Source organism: Fibrobacter sp. UWB10 (assembly GCF_900182935.1).
Taxonomy (GTDB): domain Bacteria; phylum Fibrobacterota; class Fibrobacteria; order Fibrobacterales; family Fibrobacteraceae; genus Fibrobacter; species Fibrobacter succinogenes_O.
Map to the genome: position 1 here is coordinate 537,159 of NZ_FXUE01000002.1, position 14,727 is coordinate 551,885.

The 14,727-nt window shown below is 51.5% G+C and carries 12 protein-coding genes and 1 pseudogene; 9 read left to right on the forward strand and 4 right to left on the reverse strand.

The genetic code is table 11. The annotated features are described in order from the left end of the window. Positions 1-190: 190 nt before the first annotated feature. Complete coding sequence (locus QOL41_RS06810; protein WP_283429149.1) at positions 191-2,188, forward strand: FISUMP domain-containing protein; 1,998 nt, start codon at positions 191-193, stop codon at positions 2,186-2,188. A 2-nt stretch (positions 2,189-2,190) separates the two neighbouring features. Here the strand turns inward: QOL41_RS06810 and thiC are convergent. Together thiC and ilvD are read right to left on the reverse strand one after the other, a co-directional pair. Beyond that, positions 2,191-3,897 (reverse strand): annotated as a pseudogene (thiC, locus tag QOL41_RS06815) (phosphomethylpyrimidine synthase ThiC); the annotation flags it as partial. Positions 3,898-3,908: 11 nt separating this feature from the next. After that, complete coding sequence (gene ilvD, locus QOL41_RS06820; protein WP_283429151.1) at positions 3,909-5,765, reverse strand: dihydroxy-acid dehydratase; 1,857 nt, start codon at positions 5,763-5,765, stop codon at positions 3,909-3,911. A gap of 430 nt (positions 5,766-6,195) precedes the next feature. Here ilvD and QOL41_RS06825 point away from each other — a divergent pair, with 430 nt between their 5' ends. From QOL41_RS06825 to QOL41_RS06860, 8 genes are all read left to right on the forward strand, one after another. Then, positions 6,196-8,016, forward strand: a complete 1,821-nt coding sequence (locus tag QOL41_RS06825) for a hypothetical protein (protein WP_283429152.1) — start codon at positions 6,196-6,198, stop codon at positions 8,014-8,016. 12 nt (positions 8,017-8,028) lie between these two features. Further along, entirely contained in the window at positions 8,029-8,169 is a 141-nt protein-coding gene (locus QOL41_RS06830; RefSeq protein ID WP_283429153.1) for a hypothetical protein, read from the forward strand. 93 nt (positions 8,170-8,262) lie between these two features. Continuing rightward, positions 8,263-9,369: a nucleotidyltransferase domain-containing protein gene (locus QOL41_RS06835; RefSeq protein WP_283429154.1), complete on the forward strand. Its 1,107-nt coding sequence runs from the start codon at positions 8,263-8,265 to the stop codon at positions 9,367-9,369. Between the two features lie 11 nt (positions 9,370-9,380). Then, positions 9,381-10,274, forward strand: a complete 894-nt coding sequence (locus QOL41_RS06840; protein ID WP_283429155.1) for a hypothetical protein — start codon at positions 9,381-9,383, stop codon at positions 10,272-10,274. Positions 10,275-10,285: 11 nt separating this feature from the next. Continuing rightward, complete coding sequence (locus QOL41_RS06845; RefSeq protein ID WP_283429156.1) at positions 10,286-10,738, forward strand: S24/S26 family peptidase; 453 nt, start codon at positions 10,286-10,288, stop codon at positions 10,736-10,738. A 14-nt stretch (positions 10,739-10,752) separates the two neighbouring features. Next, a complete protein-coding gene (locus QOL41_RS06850) occupies positions 10,753-11,022 on the forward strand; it encodes a PqqD family protein (protein ID WP_173652552.1) in 270 nt (89 codons plus the stop codon). Further along, positions 11,019-12,641, forward strand: a complete 1,623-nt coding sequence (locus tag QOL41_RS06855) for an ABC transporter ATP-binding protein (RefSeq protein ID WP_283429157.1) — start codon at positions 11,019-11,021, stop codon at positions 12,639-12,641. Before QOL41_RS06850 ends, QOL41_RS06855 begins: the two co-directional genes overlap by 4 nt. A gap of 2 nt (positions 12,642-12,643) precedes the next feature. Beyond that, positions 12,644-13,183 carry a DUF5662 family protein gene (locus QOL41_RS06860; protein ID WP_349362395.1) on the forward strand — a complete coding sequence of 180 codons (540 nt, stop codon included), beginning with the start codon at positions 12,644-12,646 and terminating at the stop codon, positions 13,181-13,183. Here QOL41_RS06860 and QOL41_RS06865 read toward each other — a convergent pair. Beyond that, positions 13,180-14,553: a THUMP domain-containing class I SAM-dependent RNA methyltransferase gene (locus QOL41_RS06865; protein WP_283429159.1), complete on the reverse strand. Its 1,374-nt coding sequence runs from the start codon at positions 14,551-14,553 to the stop codon at positions 13,180-13,182. The genes QOL41_RS06860 and QOL41_RS06865 overlap by 4 nt on opposite strands. A gap of 1 nt (position 14,554) precedes the next feature. Next, a complete protein-coding gene (locus tag QOL41_RS06870; RefSeq protein ID WP_283429160.1) occupies positions 14,555-14,725 on the reverse strand; it encodes a hypothetical protein in 171 nt (56 codons plus the stop codon). Positions 14,726-14,727: the final 2 nt, after the last annotated feature.

The following is a 14,727-nucleotide window of genomic DNA, read 5'->3' on the forward strand; positions in this document are numbered from 1 at the left end:
CTATACGAAACTTGCCACTTTAGTGGCTTAGTTGAGTTATCCTCTTTGGGGAGTAGGCGTCCACTCCGAGCTGGGGTCCCTCCCGCAAAAAAAATAAGGTTTAATCCTACACTATTCTGACTTGGAATAATTGCTTTTTGTTTTCTTTTGTATATATTCACTTGTTAGGGATACCTTTTACGGGTGGAATATGAGAAGGATTTTTGCTGTTGTTTTATTAATTTGCTGCGGAGCATCTTTTGCGCATGTCGAAAAAATGCCCGACTTTAAGGATAAACGCGACGGTCGCGTGTACAAGACGGTGCAAATCGGTAACCAGCGCTGGTTTGCCGAAAACTTGCGTTTTAAGCTCAAGGGCAGTTATTGCTACGACAATAAAGACTACAACTGCGAAACCTACGGCCGAATGTACGACTGGGCGATGGCCATGCGCATGGCCGATTTTTACAACTATCATTCCATCACAAAGTTCGATTTTTCGAGCGTAAAGGGCAAATATCACGATGTTTGCCCTGCCGGCTGGCATGTGCCGACCAACAAGGAATGGAAAAGACTCAAGTTCTATGTGGGTAAAACGGGCAAGAGCGATGGCGTGGGCATAAGCTTGAAGGCCCAAGATTTGTGGGAAAACGAAATCCGTATTCCGGCGGGCTCCGACGAATTCGGATTTGGCGCCTTGCCTGCAGGTGAACGCCATTATATAGGCGAATTTATGGACCTGAAATCTTCGGCGCAATTCTGGGCCTCGAACGAATACGATGCTAGCGGTGCTGTATTCTGGCGCCTAACGTACGATTCCAGAACATTTGAAATGGTGTACGATGCCAAGGTGACAGCGGTGTCTATCCGCTGTGTCGAAGATCGTCTGTACGAAATCAAGGAACCGCCTCCGCCACCGCCCAAGGTTGTACCGCAGGTGGTCAAGGTGCAGAACAAAGAAATCCAAACTATCCATATTGGCGATCAGGTTTGGATGGCGAACAACCTGAACGTGAAGGTTCCGGGCAGTTACTGCCTAGACAATAAAGAAGAAAACTGCGACAAGTACGGCAGACTTTACACCTGGATGGCGGCCCTCAAGATTTTTGAGAAGTTCGCGCGCGTTCCGGCTAAGGATTCTATTTCGAAGCGTAAACCGCATGGCATTTGCCCGAACGGCTGGCATATTCCGACGGCGCTTGATTTTTACAGGCTCGAAACGTACTTGAAAGATATCGATGACGCTGTGGGCGTAGGCACGAATTTACGCGGTCACGAAGGCTGGAAAGAAAGCGAAGACGCCTTGCTGGGTGAAAACGGATTCGGATTCTCGGCGATGGCAGCGGGCTTCCGCGATTCTGTGGGTGGCTACAATGGCTTTGAAACGTTTGCCGGATTCTGGTCGGGAACCGAAGGCGATTCGACGCGGGCTCTGGTTTGGACTTTGCCGTATGATAAAGATGAATTTATAAAGGATTCTGTGAACAAATTGAATGCGTATTCGATTCGTTGCTTGATGGATCCGCCCGACGAAGATGAAATTTACGATAGCACATCGATTCACGATAAGCGCGACGATAACCGCTACAAAACGGTGGCTGTGGGCGAAGATGTTTGGATGGCCGAAAACTTGCGCTTTGCGGCTGTGGGGAGCTACTGCTACGAAGACAAGGATACTCGTTGCCGCAATTACGGAAGACTTTATCCGTGGCATGTGGCCATGAGACTGCCTGCGGATTACATCGAAAATTCGCTCGATAGCGTGTCGCAGGGGGCGGTGATTGCAGAACACCAGGGCATTTGCCCGGATGGCTGGCATATCCCGCGGCAAGAGGAATGGGTTCGCCTGGGGCAGTTTGCGGTCAACAAGCGCAAAGGCTTGGCGGCTGCCCTCAAGAGTCGCGATGGCTGGGTGCAGGGGAGCCTTGCCAAGAATAACAATGCGAGCGGATTCAATGCTCTCCCTGCAGGCGCTCGTTTTACCGATGGCGAGTTTACGGAACTTGGCTCCAGTGCCTACTTCTGGGCGGCCGAGGGCGGTGGCGGCATGGGAGCCGCCTATTGGTATGTGCTCAGCAGTAAAGATGAGTTCAAGAGCGAAGAAGATTTTGAACACAATGCTTTCTCGCTCCGCTGCGTGAAAAATAAAAATGTAGCCCCGAAAACCGAGGCTACAAATAATGATGCGAGCGCTACGCCTGCGCCTTAAACGTCGCCGACTTCGCCTGTCGCCACAAAGTTGCGCACGGCGCGCGTGATGCGCATCGAACAGAAGTTCGGGCCGCACATGCTGCAGAAGTGGCTGCTCTTTGCCTGGCTGCCGGGGAGCGTCTTGTCGTGGAATTCCATTGCCTTCTCGGGGTCCAAAGAAAGCGCGAACTGGTCGTTCCAGCGGAAGTCAAAGCGGGCGCGGGAAAGGGCGTCGTCGCGGAACTGGGCTGCGAAATGGCCCTTTGCAAGGTCGGCCGCATGGGCGGCGAGCTTGTAGGTGACCACACCCGCGCGCACGTCGTCGCGGTCGGGGAGCCCGAGGTGTTCCTTGGGGGTCACGTAGCAGAGCATGGCGGTGCCGTACCAGCCGATTTGAGCGGCACCGATGGCCGACGTAATGTGGTCGTAACCGGGGGCGATATCGGTGGTGAGAGGGCCGAGCGTGTAGAATGGGGCGCCGTGGCACTTTTCGAGCTGGCGCGCCATGTTGTCCTGAATCTTGTGCATGGGCACGTGGCCCGGGCCTTCGATAATCACCTGCACGCCGTATTCCCAAGCAATCTTCGTAAGCTCGCCGAGCGTGTCCAGTTCTCCGAACTGGGCCGCGTCGTTGGCGTCTGCTAACGACCCCGGGCGAAGCCCGTCGCCGAGCGAAACTGCTACGTCGTAGGCGGCGAGAATCTCGCAGATTTCGCGGAAGTGCGTATACAGGAAGTTCTGCTGGTGGTGGCGCATCTGCCAGAGGGCAAGAATCGAACCGCCGCGGCTCACGATACCCGTGGTGCGCTTGGCTGTCAGCGGAATGTGTTCCAGCAAGAGGCCTGCGTGAATCGTGAAGTAGTCCACACCCTGTTCCGCTTGCTCAATGAGCGTGTCGCGGTACAGTTCCCACGTGAGTTCTTCGGCCTTGCCGTTCACCTTCTCGAGCGCCTGGTAGATAGGCACCGTGCCGATAGGTACGGGACTATTTCGAATGATCCATTCACGTGTTTCATGAATGTGCTTTCCAGTGGAAAGGTCCATGACCGTGTCTGCGCCCCATCGTACAGACCAAGCCATTTTTTCGACTTCTTCTTCGATAGAAGAGGTAATGGCCGAGTTGCCGATGTTACTGTTAATCTTGGTGAGGAAACGGTTGCCGATAATCATCGGTTCGCATTCCGGGTGGTTGATGTTCCCCGGCAGAATCGCGCGGCCTGCGGCGATTTCGTCGCGCACGAATTCCGGCGTAATGGGGGAGCCTGCCACTTGGATTTTACCCTGGGCTTGCAATTCATCAAGGCGCTGGTTTTCACGTATTGCTACGTATTCCATTTCCTTGGTGACGATCCCCTTGCGGGCGTAGTCAAGCTGCGTCAGGTGATGACCGGCTTTTGCACGGAGCGGGTGGTGTTCTGCGTTAAAGCGCAGGTGGTCCAGCTCATGGTTTGCGCGGCGGGCGCGGCCATAAGCAGACGTCATGTCGTCGAGCTGTTCGGCGTCGCCACGTTCCATAATCCACGATTCGCGGAAACGCTCGATGCCCTTCGTCACGTCCAGTTTTGCATCCGGATCGCTGTAAGGGCCACTCGTGTCGTACACCGGGACTACGGGCGTCTCGGGGTCTTCAGTCAAAATTTCGCGCATTCCCACGCGGATGTCCGGGTACATTTTCCCCGGAACATACACCTTGCGGGAATTCATAAACGGCTTGAGGAGAGAATCCATTACTTTCCTTTTTACTTTACACCGATCAGAGACAGGTCGCGGACAGCGCCCTTGTCAGCCGAGGATGCCATGGCAGCGTATGCCTGCAGAGCCTTGGACACCACGCGGTTGCGGGTTTCTGGCTTCCAAGCCTTGGCACCGCGAGATTCCATTTCCTTGCGGCGAGCGTCGAGTTCGGCGTCGGTGAGTTCCACATTGATGGTGCGGTTCGGAATATCGATTTCGATAACGTCGCCCGTGTGCACGAGGCCGATGTTACCCTTGTTGGCGGCTTCCGGAGAAGCGTGGCCGATGGAAAGACCGCTGGTACCGCCGGAGAAACGACCGTCGGTGAGCAGTGCGCAGGACTTGCCCAAGTGACGGCTCTTGAGATAAGAGGTCGGGTAGAGCATTTCCTGCATGCCGGGGCCACCCTTCGGGCCTTCGTAGCGGATGACGACGACGTCGCCAGCCTTCACCTTGTTGCCGAGAATGCCTTCGACAGCTTCTTCCTGACTTTCGAACACGATGGCCGGGCCGGTGAACTTCCAGATGGATTCGTCCACGCCAGCGGTCTTCACGATACAGCCGTCAATAGCGAGGTTACCGTACAGAACAGCGAGGCCGCCGTCCTTGGTGTAGGCGTGTTCGCCATCGCGGATAGCGCCGTTGGCACGGTCGAGGTCGTGGTCGGGGTACATGAAGTTCTGAGAGAAAGCTTCGATATTGTACTTGCGGCCGGGGCCAGCGAGATAGCGCTGCTTGGCTTCGGCGCTCGGGTTGCGCTTGAGGTCGTTCACTTCGAGAGCTTCGCCCATGGTGGCGGCGTGAACAGTCTTTGCATTCTTGTGGATGAGGCCCATGCGGTCGAGTTCACCGAGGATACCCATGATGCCACCGGCGCGGTTCACGTTTTCCACGTGGATGTTGTGAACGGTCGGGGCGACCTTGCAGATGCACGGCGTGTTGCGGGAAAGGCGGTCGATGTCCTTCATGGTGAAGTTAACGCCAGCTTCCTGAGCGACAGCGAGCAAGTGGAGCACGGTGTTAGAGGAACCGCCCATGGCGATGTCGAGGCGCATGGCGTTTTCGAAGGCGTCCTTTGTGGCGATGCTGCGCGGGAGGATGCTTTCGTCGTTCAAATCGTAATACTGGTGGCAGAGTTCCACGATGCGCTTACCGGCAGCTTCGAAGAGCTTCTTACGTTCGGCGTGCGTTGCAACGATGGTGCCGTTGCCCGGGAGGCTAAGGCCGAGAGCTTCGGTAAGAGAATTCATGGAGTTTGCGGTGAACATGCCGGAGCAGGAACCGCAAGTCGGGCAAGCATTAGCTTCGATGGCGGCCACTTCTTCGTCGCTGATGGTGTTGTCGGCGGAATCGATCATGGCGTCAATCAAGTCAAGAGCGCGGTCCTTGCCGTCCTTCGTGGTCACGTGGCCAGCTTCCATCGGGCCACCAGAAACGAAGATTGCCGGAATGTTGAGGCGCATGGCAGCCATGAGCATACCAGGAGTCACCTTGTCGCAGTTGGAAATGCAAACGAGGGCGTCGGCGCGGTGGGCGTTAGCCATGTATTCGGTGGAGTCCGCAATCAGGTCGCGGCTGGGCAAGCTGTAAAGCATACCGTCGTGGCCCATGGCGATACCGTCATCGACTGCGATGGTGTTCATTTCTTTGGCGACACCGCCGGCAGCTTCGATCGCACGGGCGACCACCTGGCCCAAGTCCTTGAGGTGAACGTGTCCCGGAACAAACTGGGTATAGCTGTTCACCACGCAAATCACGGGCTTGCCAAAGTCTTCCACCTTGGTTCCTGTTGCGTGCCAAAGGGCGCGTGCACCGGCCATTTCACGGCCTTCCATAGTCTTGAGCGAACGAAGTTTCGGCATAATAATCCTCTTTTTGTGTCTTTAAACTCTGCGGCGTTACTCGTAAAAATCTGCGGGTAAAAAACGCCAAATTTCGGGCTAAAATGTAGAAAAAGTAGACAGTATGAAGTTGGCTGTAAGAAGGAAGATGATGTATTCTCTTGAAAAACAATAAATGTATCTCGTCACTTTTGACCCCCGAAATTTCGCTAAAAACGGCACTTTCAAAGTAGTTTATTTGTTACGGAATATTTAAAATAATCTTAAAATTGCTTGTTTTGAGCTAAAAACGGCATTTGATGAATTTTATACAACAAAACGTTGTTCAAAAACCCTTTAAACCGGTGGGGAATAAGTCTATATTAGGCCCGACTTCTAAAAAACGAGGTTGGTTTTGATGGAAAAAAATATTCTCACGAATAGATTTTGTGGCGTATTTGTATGCGCTCTTATGTTGTTTGCAACACAGGTTTTTGCCGCTTGGGACGGATCTTCCATGAAAGAGCCGGAAATTCAAGAGATAGAAGGCAAAAACTTTTATTTGATTAATGACGAAGCCGAATTGGCATGGTTCGCTAACGAAACCAATAAAAATCCTGGCGCCAGGTTGAATATCAATGCCAAGTTGAATGCCGACTTGGACATGAACCACAAATTGTGGATTCCGATGGCTGCAGGCACGGGTAAAGTTGCGTTCGAGGGAATTATTGATGGTGACGGCCATGTTATTTCGAATTTGTACATCAATAGCGATGAAGTTGCCGCTGTAAAAAAAGAATTCGCTCAGAATCTTGGTTTTGTAGGTGTCTTGGGCAATGGCTCGGTGAAAAACATTGTCTTTGAAAATGTGGATATTGTAACATCGACTAATGCTGGCTCCATTTTATCTAGTAAGACGAATCAGATCTCTGTCGGTGCCGTTGTGGGGTGGCTGGCTGATAAAAATCCGGGTGGTGTAGTGTCGGCTTGCTATGTGTCTGGATCCATTCATGCTACTGGTGACGGTCAAGGTATTGGAGGCATTGTTGGAAATGGCAAAAATGGAACGATTGAGCATTGCTTGAGTGCTGTTACGATTCTGGCTGAAGGCAATGATGCTTTTGTTGGCGGTATTATTGGGATTACGAAGGCTACCTTGTCAGTGAAATCTTGCGTGTACGATGGTGAGGGATTGACCAATTTGGGCAATGGTGTGACGGGTGCTGTTGTCGGCAATCATATTAGTGGAGCACTCACTACCTCTAACAATTACTATGATGAAGACTTGAGCGGTATCGGCAATGGTTCTGAATCTGGTAATACCAAGGTTGATTTGGTAAATGCCGAAGGTATCGCATGCGCTTTGAATGACGGTGAAATGCTTGACGGTTATTGTTCCGTTGCGTCTCCGTGGTCAGTGGGCGAAAAGTCGTTGGCCTTGAATGGTTATGGAGCGGCTACAATTTCTGTTTTGACGGTTAAGGTGACCCAGTATGGTGCCGTGAAGATTACGGAATACCCCGATAAGACTGTTGCTGAAATCAATGGCTCTTACATGGGACCGGATACAGTAAAAATTGAAAAGGATATCCTTGTTGATCAGGTGGTGTTCAACCGCACATTTAATGTGAACAAGATGTCTTCGATGATGATGCCTTTCTCGATCGATACGGCAAACGTGAGTGGCGCTGTAATTTATGAATTTAAAGAAGTAACCCATGTGGATGACGTTTGGAAGGTGAAAGTCCGTAAAGCAGCAGCAATACTTGCCAATACGCCTTATATGGTTTTGCCTAAGGCGACAAATATCACCTTTAATATCGAAACTCCAGTAATTTTCAACACGACTGTCAAAACCGAAAAGAATTTGAGTACGGGTTCTTGGGAGTTCAAGGGTGTGTATGCCTATACCACGTTTGAAAATGACCCAGACCTTGGCCGAATTTACGGCTTTGCTGCAACGGAAAGCGATGGCGTTAAGGTGGGGCAGTTTGTAAAGGTGGGGAGTGGAGCTTGGTCCCCTGCCATGCGAGCCTATTTGGTTCACCATGGTGCCACTGTTGCCGCTAAAACGCGTGGTAGTTTGGAATATTTTGGCTTGGATAATCCGCTTGAAATTGATATTGAATTTGTCGATGACAACAACAATGTGGTTGAAACGGGTATGCTCAATACGGTGACTGGTGAAATTCGTATGGATCGCTGGTTCGACTTGAATGGTCGCAAGCTGAATGCAAAACCAACGACTCGCGGAACCTATTACCACAACGGAAAAAGAGAAATCATTAAGTAAAAGGAGTCTATCATGAATTTTAACGAAAAGAAAAAATATGTTGCTCCTGAAATGGAAGTGTTTGACATGGAATGCCGTTGCATTTTATGCGGTAGCGATAAAGATGTTGATAATGGAGATCCGGACGAACTTATCGTTGAATCAGAAAACTAAGACTAGCTTTAAGAATAAAGTGTAAAGCTTCGCTTAAATCTTTAAATGGGCCCCATGGGGGCCTTTTTTTATGTTATCTTTGGGGGCATGGGTATGGTTCTGAAAAAGACAGATTTGCTTTTGTTTGAACTTTTGCGGTTCGCGCTAGATACAACAGGAGAATTGCAATGTTTTGCAGAAGCGCCGACAGATGCACAGTGGAAGGCCATTTATGAGCTTGCCAAGCGCCAGTGTGTGCGTGGCGTCGCTTTTTTGGGAATCAAGAAACTGCCTGAAAATGTTCGGCCTGCAAGGGCTTTGCTTTTGCGCTGGTCGCTTGATGCCGAGGCAATTGCCGGCAAGAACAAGCTTATGGACCAAGAGGGCGCGCGCCTGACTCAAATTTTTGAGGGGGCTGGCCGCAAGAATGCCATTTTGAAGGGCCAGGCGAATGCGCGACTTTACCCAGACGTACTTTCGAGGCAAGCGGGCGATATTGATATTTGGGTCGAGGGCGGTCGTAAGAATGTTTCTGAATTGCTTTACAAATTGAATTTGTTGAATGCGGAAACCGATGACCATGCTTATTCGCTGCACCACATTCATTTGCCCGAGACGAAAGACGGAATCGCTGTCGAAGTGCATTTTAAGCCGGCATCGGGAATCCCGTTCCGCAATGGCGCATTGCAAGAATTTTTGAATGAAGAAATTCGCAAGGCCGAAAAAGTGCCCGAGGGCTTTTATTCTCCGTCAATCAAGTTTGCGCTCTTGATGCAAATGGCGCACTTGCAGCAGCATTTTTATAGCGGTGGCCTTGGCCTTAGGCAGTATATGGATTACTTGATGCTGCTTCGGCATTCTACCGAAAGCGATCGCAGTGCGGCGGTAGCTATCATGAAACGCTTGAGCATGATGCGTGCTTGCGGTGCTGTCATGTGGCTGTTGCAACAGGTTTTCGGGCTAGAACAAAACTTAATGCTTTGTGCGCCTGACCGCAGGCGCGGTGAACGCCTTTTGAAACTCGCACTTGCGTTCGGCAATTTTGGCCAGTACAAGTCGAAACCCAAGAATGTTTTTGTGCGCTGGTACAAGGACCGCTTACAGACGCTTTCTTGGTTGCCCTTTGACCCGGTGAATGCGATTTTCAAGGAACTCAAGTATTGGCGTGCAACAATTTCGCTGATTCCGTTGCGCATAAAACGCCGTCGTGTGGCGCTATAGTGATTTGTTATATGGTTGATACAGAAAACGAAAGATTTTATAAGGTGGCAGAACATGTGTTTGCCGTGTCGGCGCAGGCAACTGTTGGCGACAAGATTTTTGCGGAATGCATGGACAATTACGCTCCTTTTGCGATTGAAAAGTCGGACGATTGCCTTTTTGCGTTGAATGTGCAATGTGGCGAGGCTCCCGAATACACCGAAGAAACCCGCCAGGAAGAAGAAGGTCAGCAGATTATTTGCGGGCTTACGGCTAAACAGGAATCGGCTTTTGATTTTCGCTTGTTTGGCGAGGCGATGGGCGTGTTAGTTTGTTCGACCGACTACAAAAAGGCTGAACTTTTTGTGCCCCAAAATCAAAAGTTGAGTTCTCTCAAGTTTGCGGTGAACAATTCGCTGATGGTGCTGTATGCAATCGCGACGGCTCCTTACAATACGGCCTTGTTCCATGCGGCGGTCGTGAGTTACAAAGATCGCGGCTACCTGTTCTTGGGCAAAAGCGGTACGGGCAAGAGTACGCATGCTAGGCTTTGGCTCAAGCATATTGCGGGCACAGACCTTTTGAATGACGACAATCCGGTGGTTCGCGTTTTTGATGGCGCACGTGCGGTTGTTTATGGCTCGCCGTGGAGCGGCAAGACGCCTTGCTACAAGAATCAGGAATTTGCGCTGGGTGGCTTTGTGCTACTTTCACAGGCTCCCTACAACAAGATTGCTCGCTTGCGGGGCGTGCAGGCTTTTGCTGCGCTTGTTCCGTGCATTTCGGGCAAACGCTGGGAAAGCGTGATTGCCGATGGGCTTCACAAGACTGAAAATGCACTTGCCATGAATGTACCGGTGTGGTATTTGGAATGCTTGCCGGATGAAGCTGCCGCAAAGTTGTGCTGCGAGACGGTTTCTGCTTAACAGGATTCATGATGCAAAAGAAAGATGATGCAATGATTCTTTCCGAGGCGATTCGCCTAGTGAGCGAAGGTATCGAAGTGACTTTCCCGGTGAATGGGCGGAGCATGCGCCCGTTTATCGAAGGCGGCCGTGACAGCGTGGTGCTTGTTCGCCCAACAAACGTGAAGCCGATGGATGTGGTGCTCGCAAAGACTGATGACGGTCGGTTCGTAATTCACCGAGTAATGGAAATGACGGGCGACCGTGTAACATTGATGGGCGACGGCAATTTGCTTGGTCGCGAACATACTGAATGTAAACAAATTTATGCTAAAGTAACGCATGTTGTGCATCCAAAAGGTTACAAAAGATCTCTTTACACGCCTTTTATACAATTTGTCCAAAGAATGTGGGTGAGGCTTTTACCTTTGCGTCGTTATTTGCTTAAATTATATAGAGTCTACATTCGAATCCGGAACCTCTAGAAGGAGAGTACACCATGCACATTAGAAAAGGATTTGTTCTGCGCGAAGTCTGCGGTGAACAGGTAATTATGGGCGAAGGCGTTGGCGCTCTCGATTTCGGGAAGCTCCTTTGCCTGAACGAAACGGCGTCTTGGCTTTGGGCGCGTGCAAGCGAACTCGGCGAATTTACCGTCGAAGCTCTTGCCGATGCGCTCTGTAGCGAATACGACGTTGCCGCCGACGATGCCTTGAACGATGTCAAGTGCATTGTTTCGCAGTGGCAAAACGTGAACGTAGTCGAATGAAATACCTTTCGTGGTTATGGAATAGGACGGAAGGATTCCGCCTGAACATAGCGCTCCGCATTGTATTTGGTGTGGGGCGAATCTCGCTTGGGCTGTTGATGGTATGGCTCAGCAAGCGCTTTATTGATGAAACGATTCGCACAGGTAGTCAAGATGACATTGTGCGCATGATTGCGTTGCTTGTGGCAACGGTTGTGGGCGCGATTGTCTTGCGCATTGTGTTTTATTATATGACGAATGTGGCCATGGTCCGCCAGTCGAATCGCTTGCGTTTGCAAGTGTTCGAGGGCTTGTTCTTGCGTAAGCTTTACGCGGGGGCGGAACTGCATTCGGGTGATGTGGCGTCTAGGCTTTCGAAAGATATCGAGTCGGTGTCGACCACGACCATGGAAACCTTGCCGCAAATGATTGTGACTGCGTTACAGCTGGTGGGCGCGTTCCTTTTGATGCGCTGGTTTGATCCGCGGCTTGCGTGGGCCTTGCTGTTGCTTACGCCGGTGGCGATTGTGCTCGGAAAGTTGGTGTCTCGCAAACTCAGGAACATGACGCTTGCAATTCGTGAACGCGAATCCAAAATCCAGATGCAGGTGCAAGAGGGCGTGGAACACAATGTGCTCATGCGTTCGCTCGAAAGCGAGAACTGGGTGGCGGGTCGCCTGGGCGACATGCAACAGCACTTGGAAAGCGATGTGTTGCGCCGTACGCGATTCACGACGCTTTCGCGTTTTGCGCTCGGGTCTGCTTTTGGGCTGGGTTACTTGCTGGCCTTTATTTGGGGCGGCCTTGGGCTGCGCGATGGGGCGATAACGTTTGGTATGATGACGTCGTTCTTGCAGTTGGTGGGCCAGATTCAGCACCCGATTCTTTCGATTTTGAACATGGTGCCGCAAGTGGTGCATACCACCGCAAGCATTGACCGCTTGGAAGATCTTGAAAAATCCAAGGAGCCTGAATGTGACGGAACGCCTATGGCGCTTGAAGGTTCGCTTGGGGTTCGACTCGAGAACCTGCATTTTGGCTATGCGGCGGGCCGGCACGAGGTCTTGGAAGGATTCAGTCACGATTTTGAACCTGGTTCCAAGACGGCGATTATGGGCAAGACTGGCGCTGGAAAGACGACTCTGTTCCGACTGTTGCTTGGCTTTGTAAGGCCCGATAGCGGGCGAATGTTAATTTATTCAAGCTCCGAGGTGTGTGCGATTGGCAAAGAGACTCGCACGAATTTTGTGTACGTGCCGCAGGGCAATACTTTGCTGAGCGGGAGCGTTCGCTTGAATTTGCAACTGGCCAAGCCCGATGCAAGCGAGCAAGAAATGTTGCAAGCCCTGCATGCGGCCTGTGCTGACTTTGTGCTGGATTTGCCCGATGGCTTGAATACAGAAATCGGCGAGCGCGGCCGTGGCCTGAGCGAGGGCCAGGCACAACGAATTGGAATTGCCCGCGGGCTTTTACGGCCTGGGAATGTTTGGCTGTTTGACGAGGTGAGTTCTTCGCTCGATGAATCGACGGAGCGCGAATTGTTCGAAAGGCTGTTTGCGACTTACCCCGACAAGACCATGATTTTTGTGACGCACCGTTCGGCAATGTCTGAAATTTGCGACGAAGTCGTTCGACTATGAAAATGCATCCGCTTAAACACTTTATAACGATTACGAAGCACCGGAACGAGGTGATTCGGCTTTGCTTTAAGGCCGGAATCGGGTTCCAAGGCTTGTTCCACGATTTGTCGAAGTACAGCCCGACTGAATTTATTCCGGGGGCCAAGTATTACATGGGCGATCAGTCGCCTAACAATGGGGAACGCAACGACAAGGGCTATAGCTTGGCTTGGATGCATCATAAGGGCCGGAACAAGCACCATTTTGAATTCTGGTATGACTACGAAATGGCGACCAAAAAGCTTGTGCCGATTGATATGCCGGACCGCTACATTAAAGAGATGTTTTGCGACCGTGTGGCGGCTTCTAAGACTTACAACAAGGCGGGCTATACGCAAGAATCGCCGCTTTTGTATTTGACTAAAAGTACGGCCCGCGAAAAGATGACTGAAAAGACTTACCGCAAGTTGCTTTACTTGCTCAAAATGCTTGCCGAAAAAGGTGAAAAAGAAACGCTTGCGTTCATGAAACGGACGAAGGTTCTGCCTGAAGCAGAAGTTTAAATTTTAGCGATAAATACGTTCAGGCTGAAGCCGCCGTGGCTGGTGGCGATGCATTTGGCGGCCGGATTGTGCTCGGGCGATAAGCCGGGGCACTCTCGCAGCAAGTTTGCGGTGCATGTGTATGCGGAGCCAGGGCGGTTGTCGTCTTTGGGCGCAAGGATTGCGACTGTGAGCGGTTTGCCGAGGGTGCGCAGGGCGCGGGCGAGCTCGGCGAGTCGGCGGCCAATGCGCGTGTAGAGCTTGGGCGCGTCAAAATCGAGACGCTTGCCGTAGGGCGGATTCAGAACGATAACGGGCGAAGATTCTCCGCACAGTTCGGCAATTTCAGGCGCGGTGTAGCTGAAAAAATCGCGGAGCTCTGGCGAGACGGGCGCGGGCTCGATGCCTGCGAGCGGCGAGCATTCCACATTGTGCTTGATGATTTCGACAGCCTTTGGCGAAATGTCGCTGGTGAGGATGCGCGCGATTAGATTCTTCGACTCCACGCCGTTCGGCGTTTCGCTCAGAATGACACGCTCTTGTTTGATGATGTGGTTCCAGGTAGCGGGCTTGAATGCGGGCTGGTGCTTTAAGGCGAAATCGCGGCATTTCCCTGGAATGATCCCGTTTGCCGTGTAAGCCGCTTCGAGGCTGAATGTGCCGCTGCCGGCCATTAAGTCAAGTAGACAGTAGGAAGTAGATGGTAGACCGTGGAATGATTCGAAAATCATCGCGGCGGCGATGGTTTCTTTGAGCGGAGCGTCATTCACGAATCGCTCGTGACCGCGCTTGTAAAGTTCTTCGCCTGCAAGGTCAAGCCAAATTGTGCAGCGGTCATCGACGAGGGTGACGAAGATGTTTTGAGGCTCCGGCAGAAATTGCTGTTCCCGGCCTTCGCCGGGATGACATGGGGCGTGCGAGTTGATGACGTTTTGCAGGCGTTCGGCGACGGCGTCGCTGTGGTACAGGCGCGAATGCTTGCAAGTCACGTGAATACGGAGCGAGTTGCTAGAAATACTCCTTTCGTCTCTCGTCTGTAGGGCGTAGCCCGTTCTCTCGTCTGATAAGTACAGCTCCCACGGAATTTCGGCGGCTTTCTTTTCGAGGTCGCGGAAGTTTTCGGCCTTGAAGTCGGCAATGTGCATTTGCACTCGGTTTGCAATGCGACTGTAGGCAACAACCTTCCACGCTTCGGTAATCTTGGCGGTAAATTCGACCTTGCCGTCGCCAGCAATACGAGGCTCGCTTTCGCTATCAGCGAATTCTAGCCCGAAACCCTGCAATTCGTGTACTAGAGTTTGTTCGAAACCAAGCGGTGTAATCGCCAAAAAACGGTGCGGCTTACCAATCACCTGCCGCTTGATGCGCTTTTCGAGGGCTGTAGAGAGCATGCTATGAATATAGAAATTGTTTCTGGGAACTCGTAACGTCTAGTTTTACTAGCTGCGTTGTAAAGTACGGTACGGTCGATAAAGGATTCGTATTTCCACTTTTATTTTTGTCTTCGTCCGCCAGCAGAAGGATTTCGTTGAGGAAATCCTTGATTGCGTCTTTTTTAGTCATGA

What these genes read in the sequence shown, in the direction of transcription:
- QOL41_RS06860 (WP_349362395.1), top strand. Translation starts at nt 12,644, where the DNA reads ATGCATCCGCTTAAACACTTTATAACGATTACGAAGCACCGGAACGAG.
- QOL41_RS06855 (WP_283429157.1), top strand. Translation starts at nt 11,019, where the DNA reads ATGAAATACCTTTCGTGGTTATGGAATAGGACGGAAGGATTCCGCCTG.
- QOL41_RS06810 (WP_283429149.1), top strand. Translation starts at nt 191, where the DNA reads ATGAGAAGGATTTTTGCTGTTGTTTTATTAATTTGCTGCGGAGCATCT.
- QOL41_RS06825 (WP_283429152.1), top strand. Translation starts at nt 6,196, where the DNA reads ATGTTGTTTGCAACACAGGTTTTTGCCGCTTGGGACGGATCTTCCATG.
- QOL41_RS06850 (WP_173652552.1), top strand. Translation starts at nt 10,753, where the DNA reads ATGCACATTAGAAAAGGATTTGTTCTGCGCGAAGTCTGCGGTGAACAG.
- QOL41_RS06835 (WP_283429154.1), top strand. Translation starts at nt 8,263, where the DNA reads ATGGTTCTGAAAAAGACAGATTTGCTTTTGTTTGAACTTTTGCGGTTC.
- QOL41_RS06830 (WP_283429153.1), top strand. Translation starts at nt 8,029, where the DNA reads ATGAATTTTAACGAAAAGAAAAAATATGTTGCTCCTGAAATGGAAGTG.
- QOL41_RS06870 (WP_283429160.1), bottom strand. Translation starts at nt 14,725, where the DNA reads ATGACTAAAAAAGACGCAATCAAGGATTTCCTCAACGAAATCCTTCTG.
- QOL41_RS06840 (WP_283429155.1), top strand. Translation starts at nt 9,381, where the DNA reads ATGGTTGATACAGAAAACGAAAGATTTTATAAGGTGGCAGAACATGTG.
- QOL41_RS06845 (WP_283429156.1), top strand. Translation starts at nt 10,286, where the DNA reads ATGCAAAAGAAAGATGATGCAATGATTCTTTCCGAGGCGATTCGCCTA.
- ilvD (WP_283429151.1), bottom strand. Translation starts at nt 5,765, where the DNA reads ATGCCGAAACTTCGTTCGCTCAAGACTATGGAAGGCCGTGAAATGGCC.
- QOL41_RS06865 (WP_283429159.1), bottom strand. Translation starts at nt 14,553, where the DNA reads ATGCTCTCTACAGCCCTCGAAAAGCGCATCAAGCGGCAGGTGATTGGT.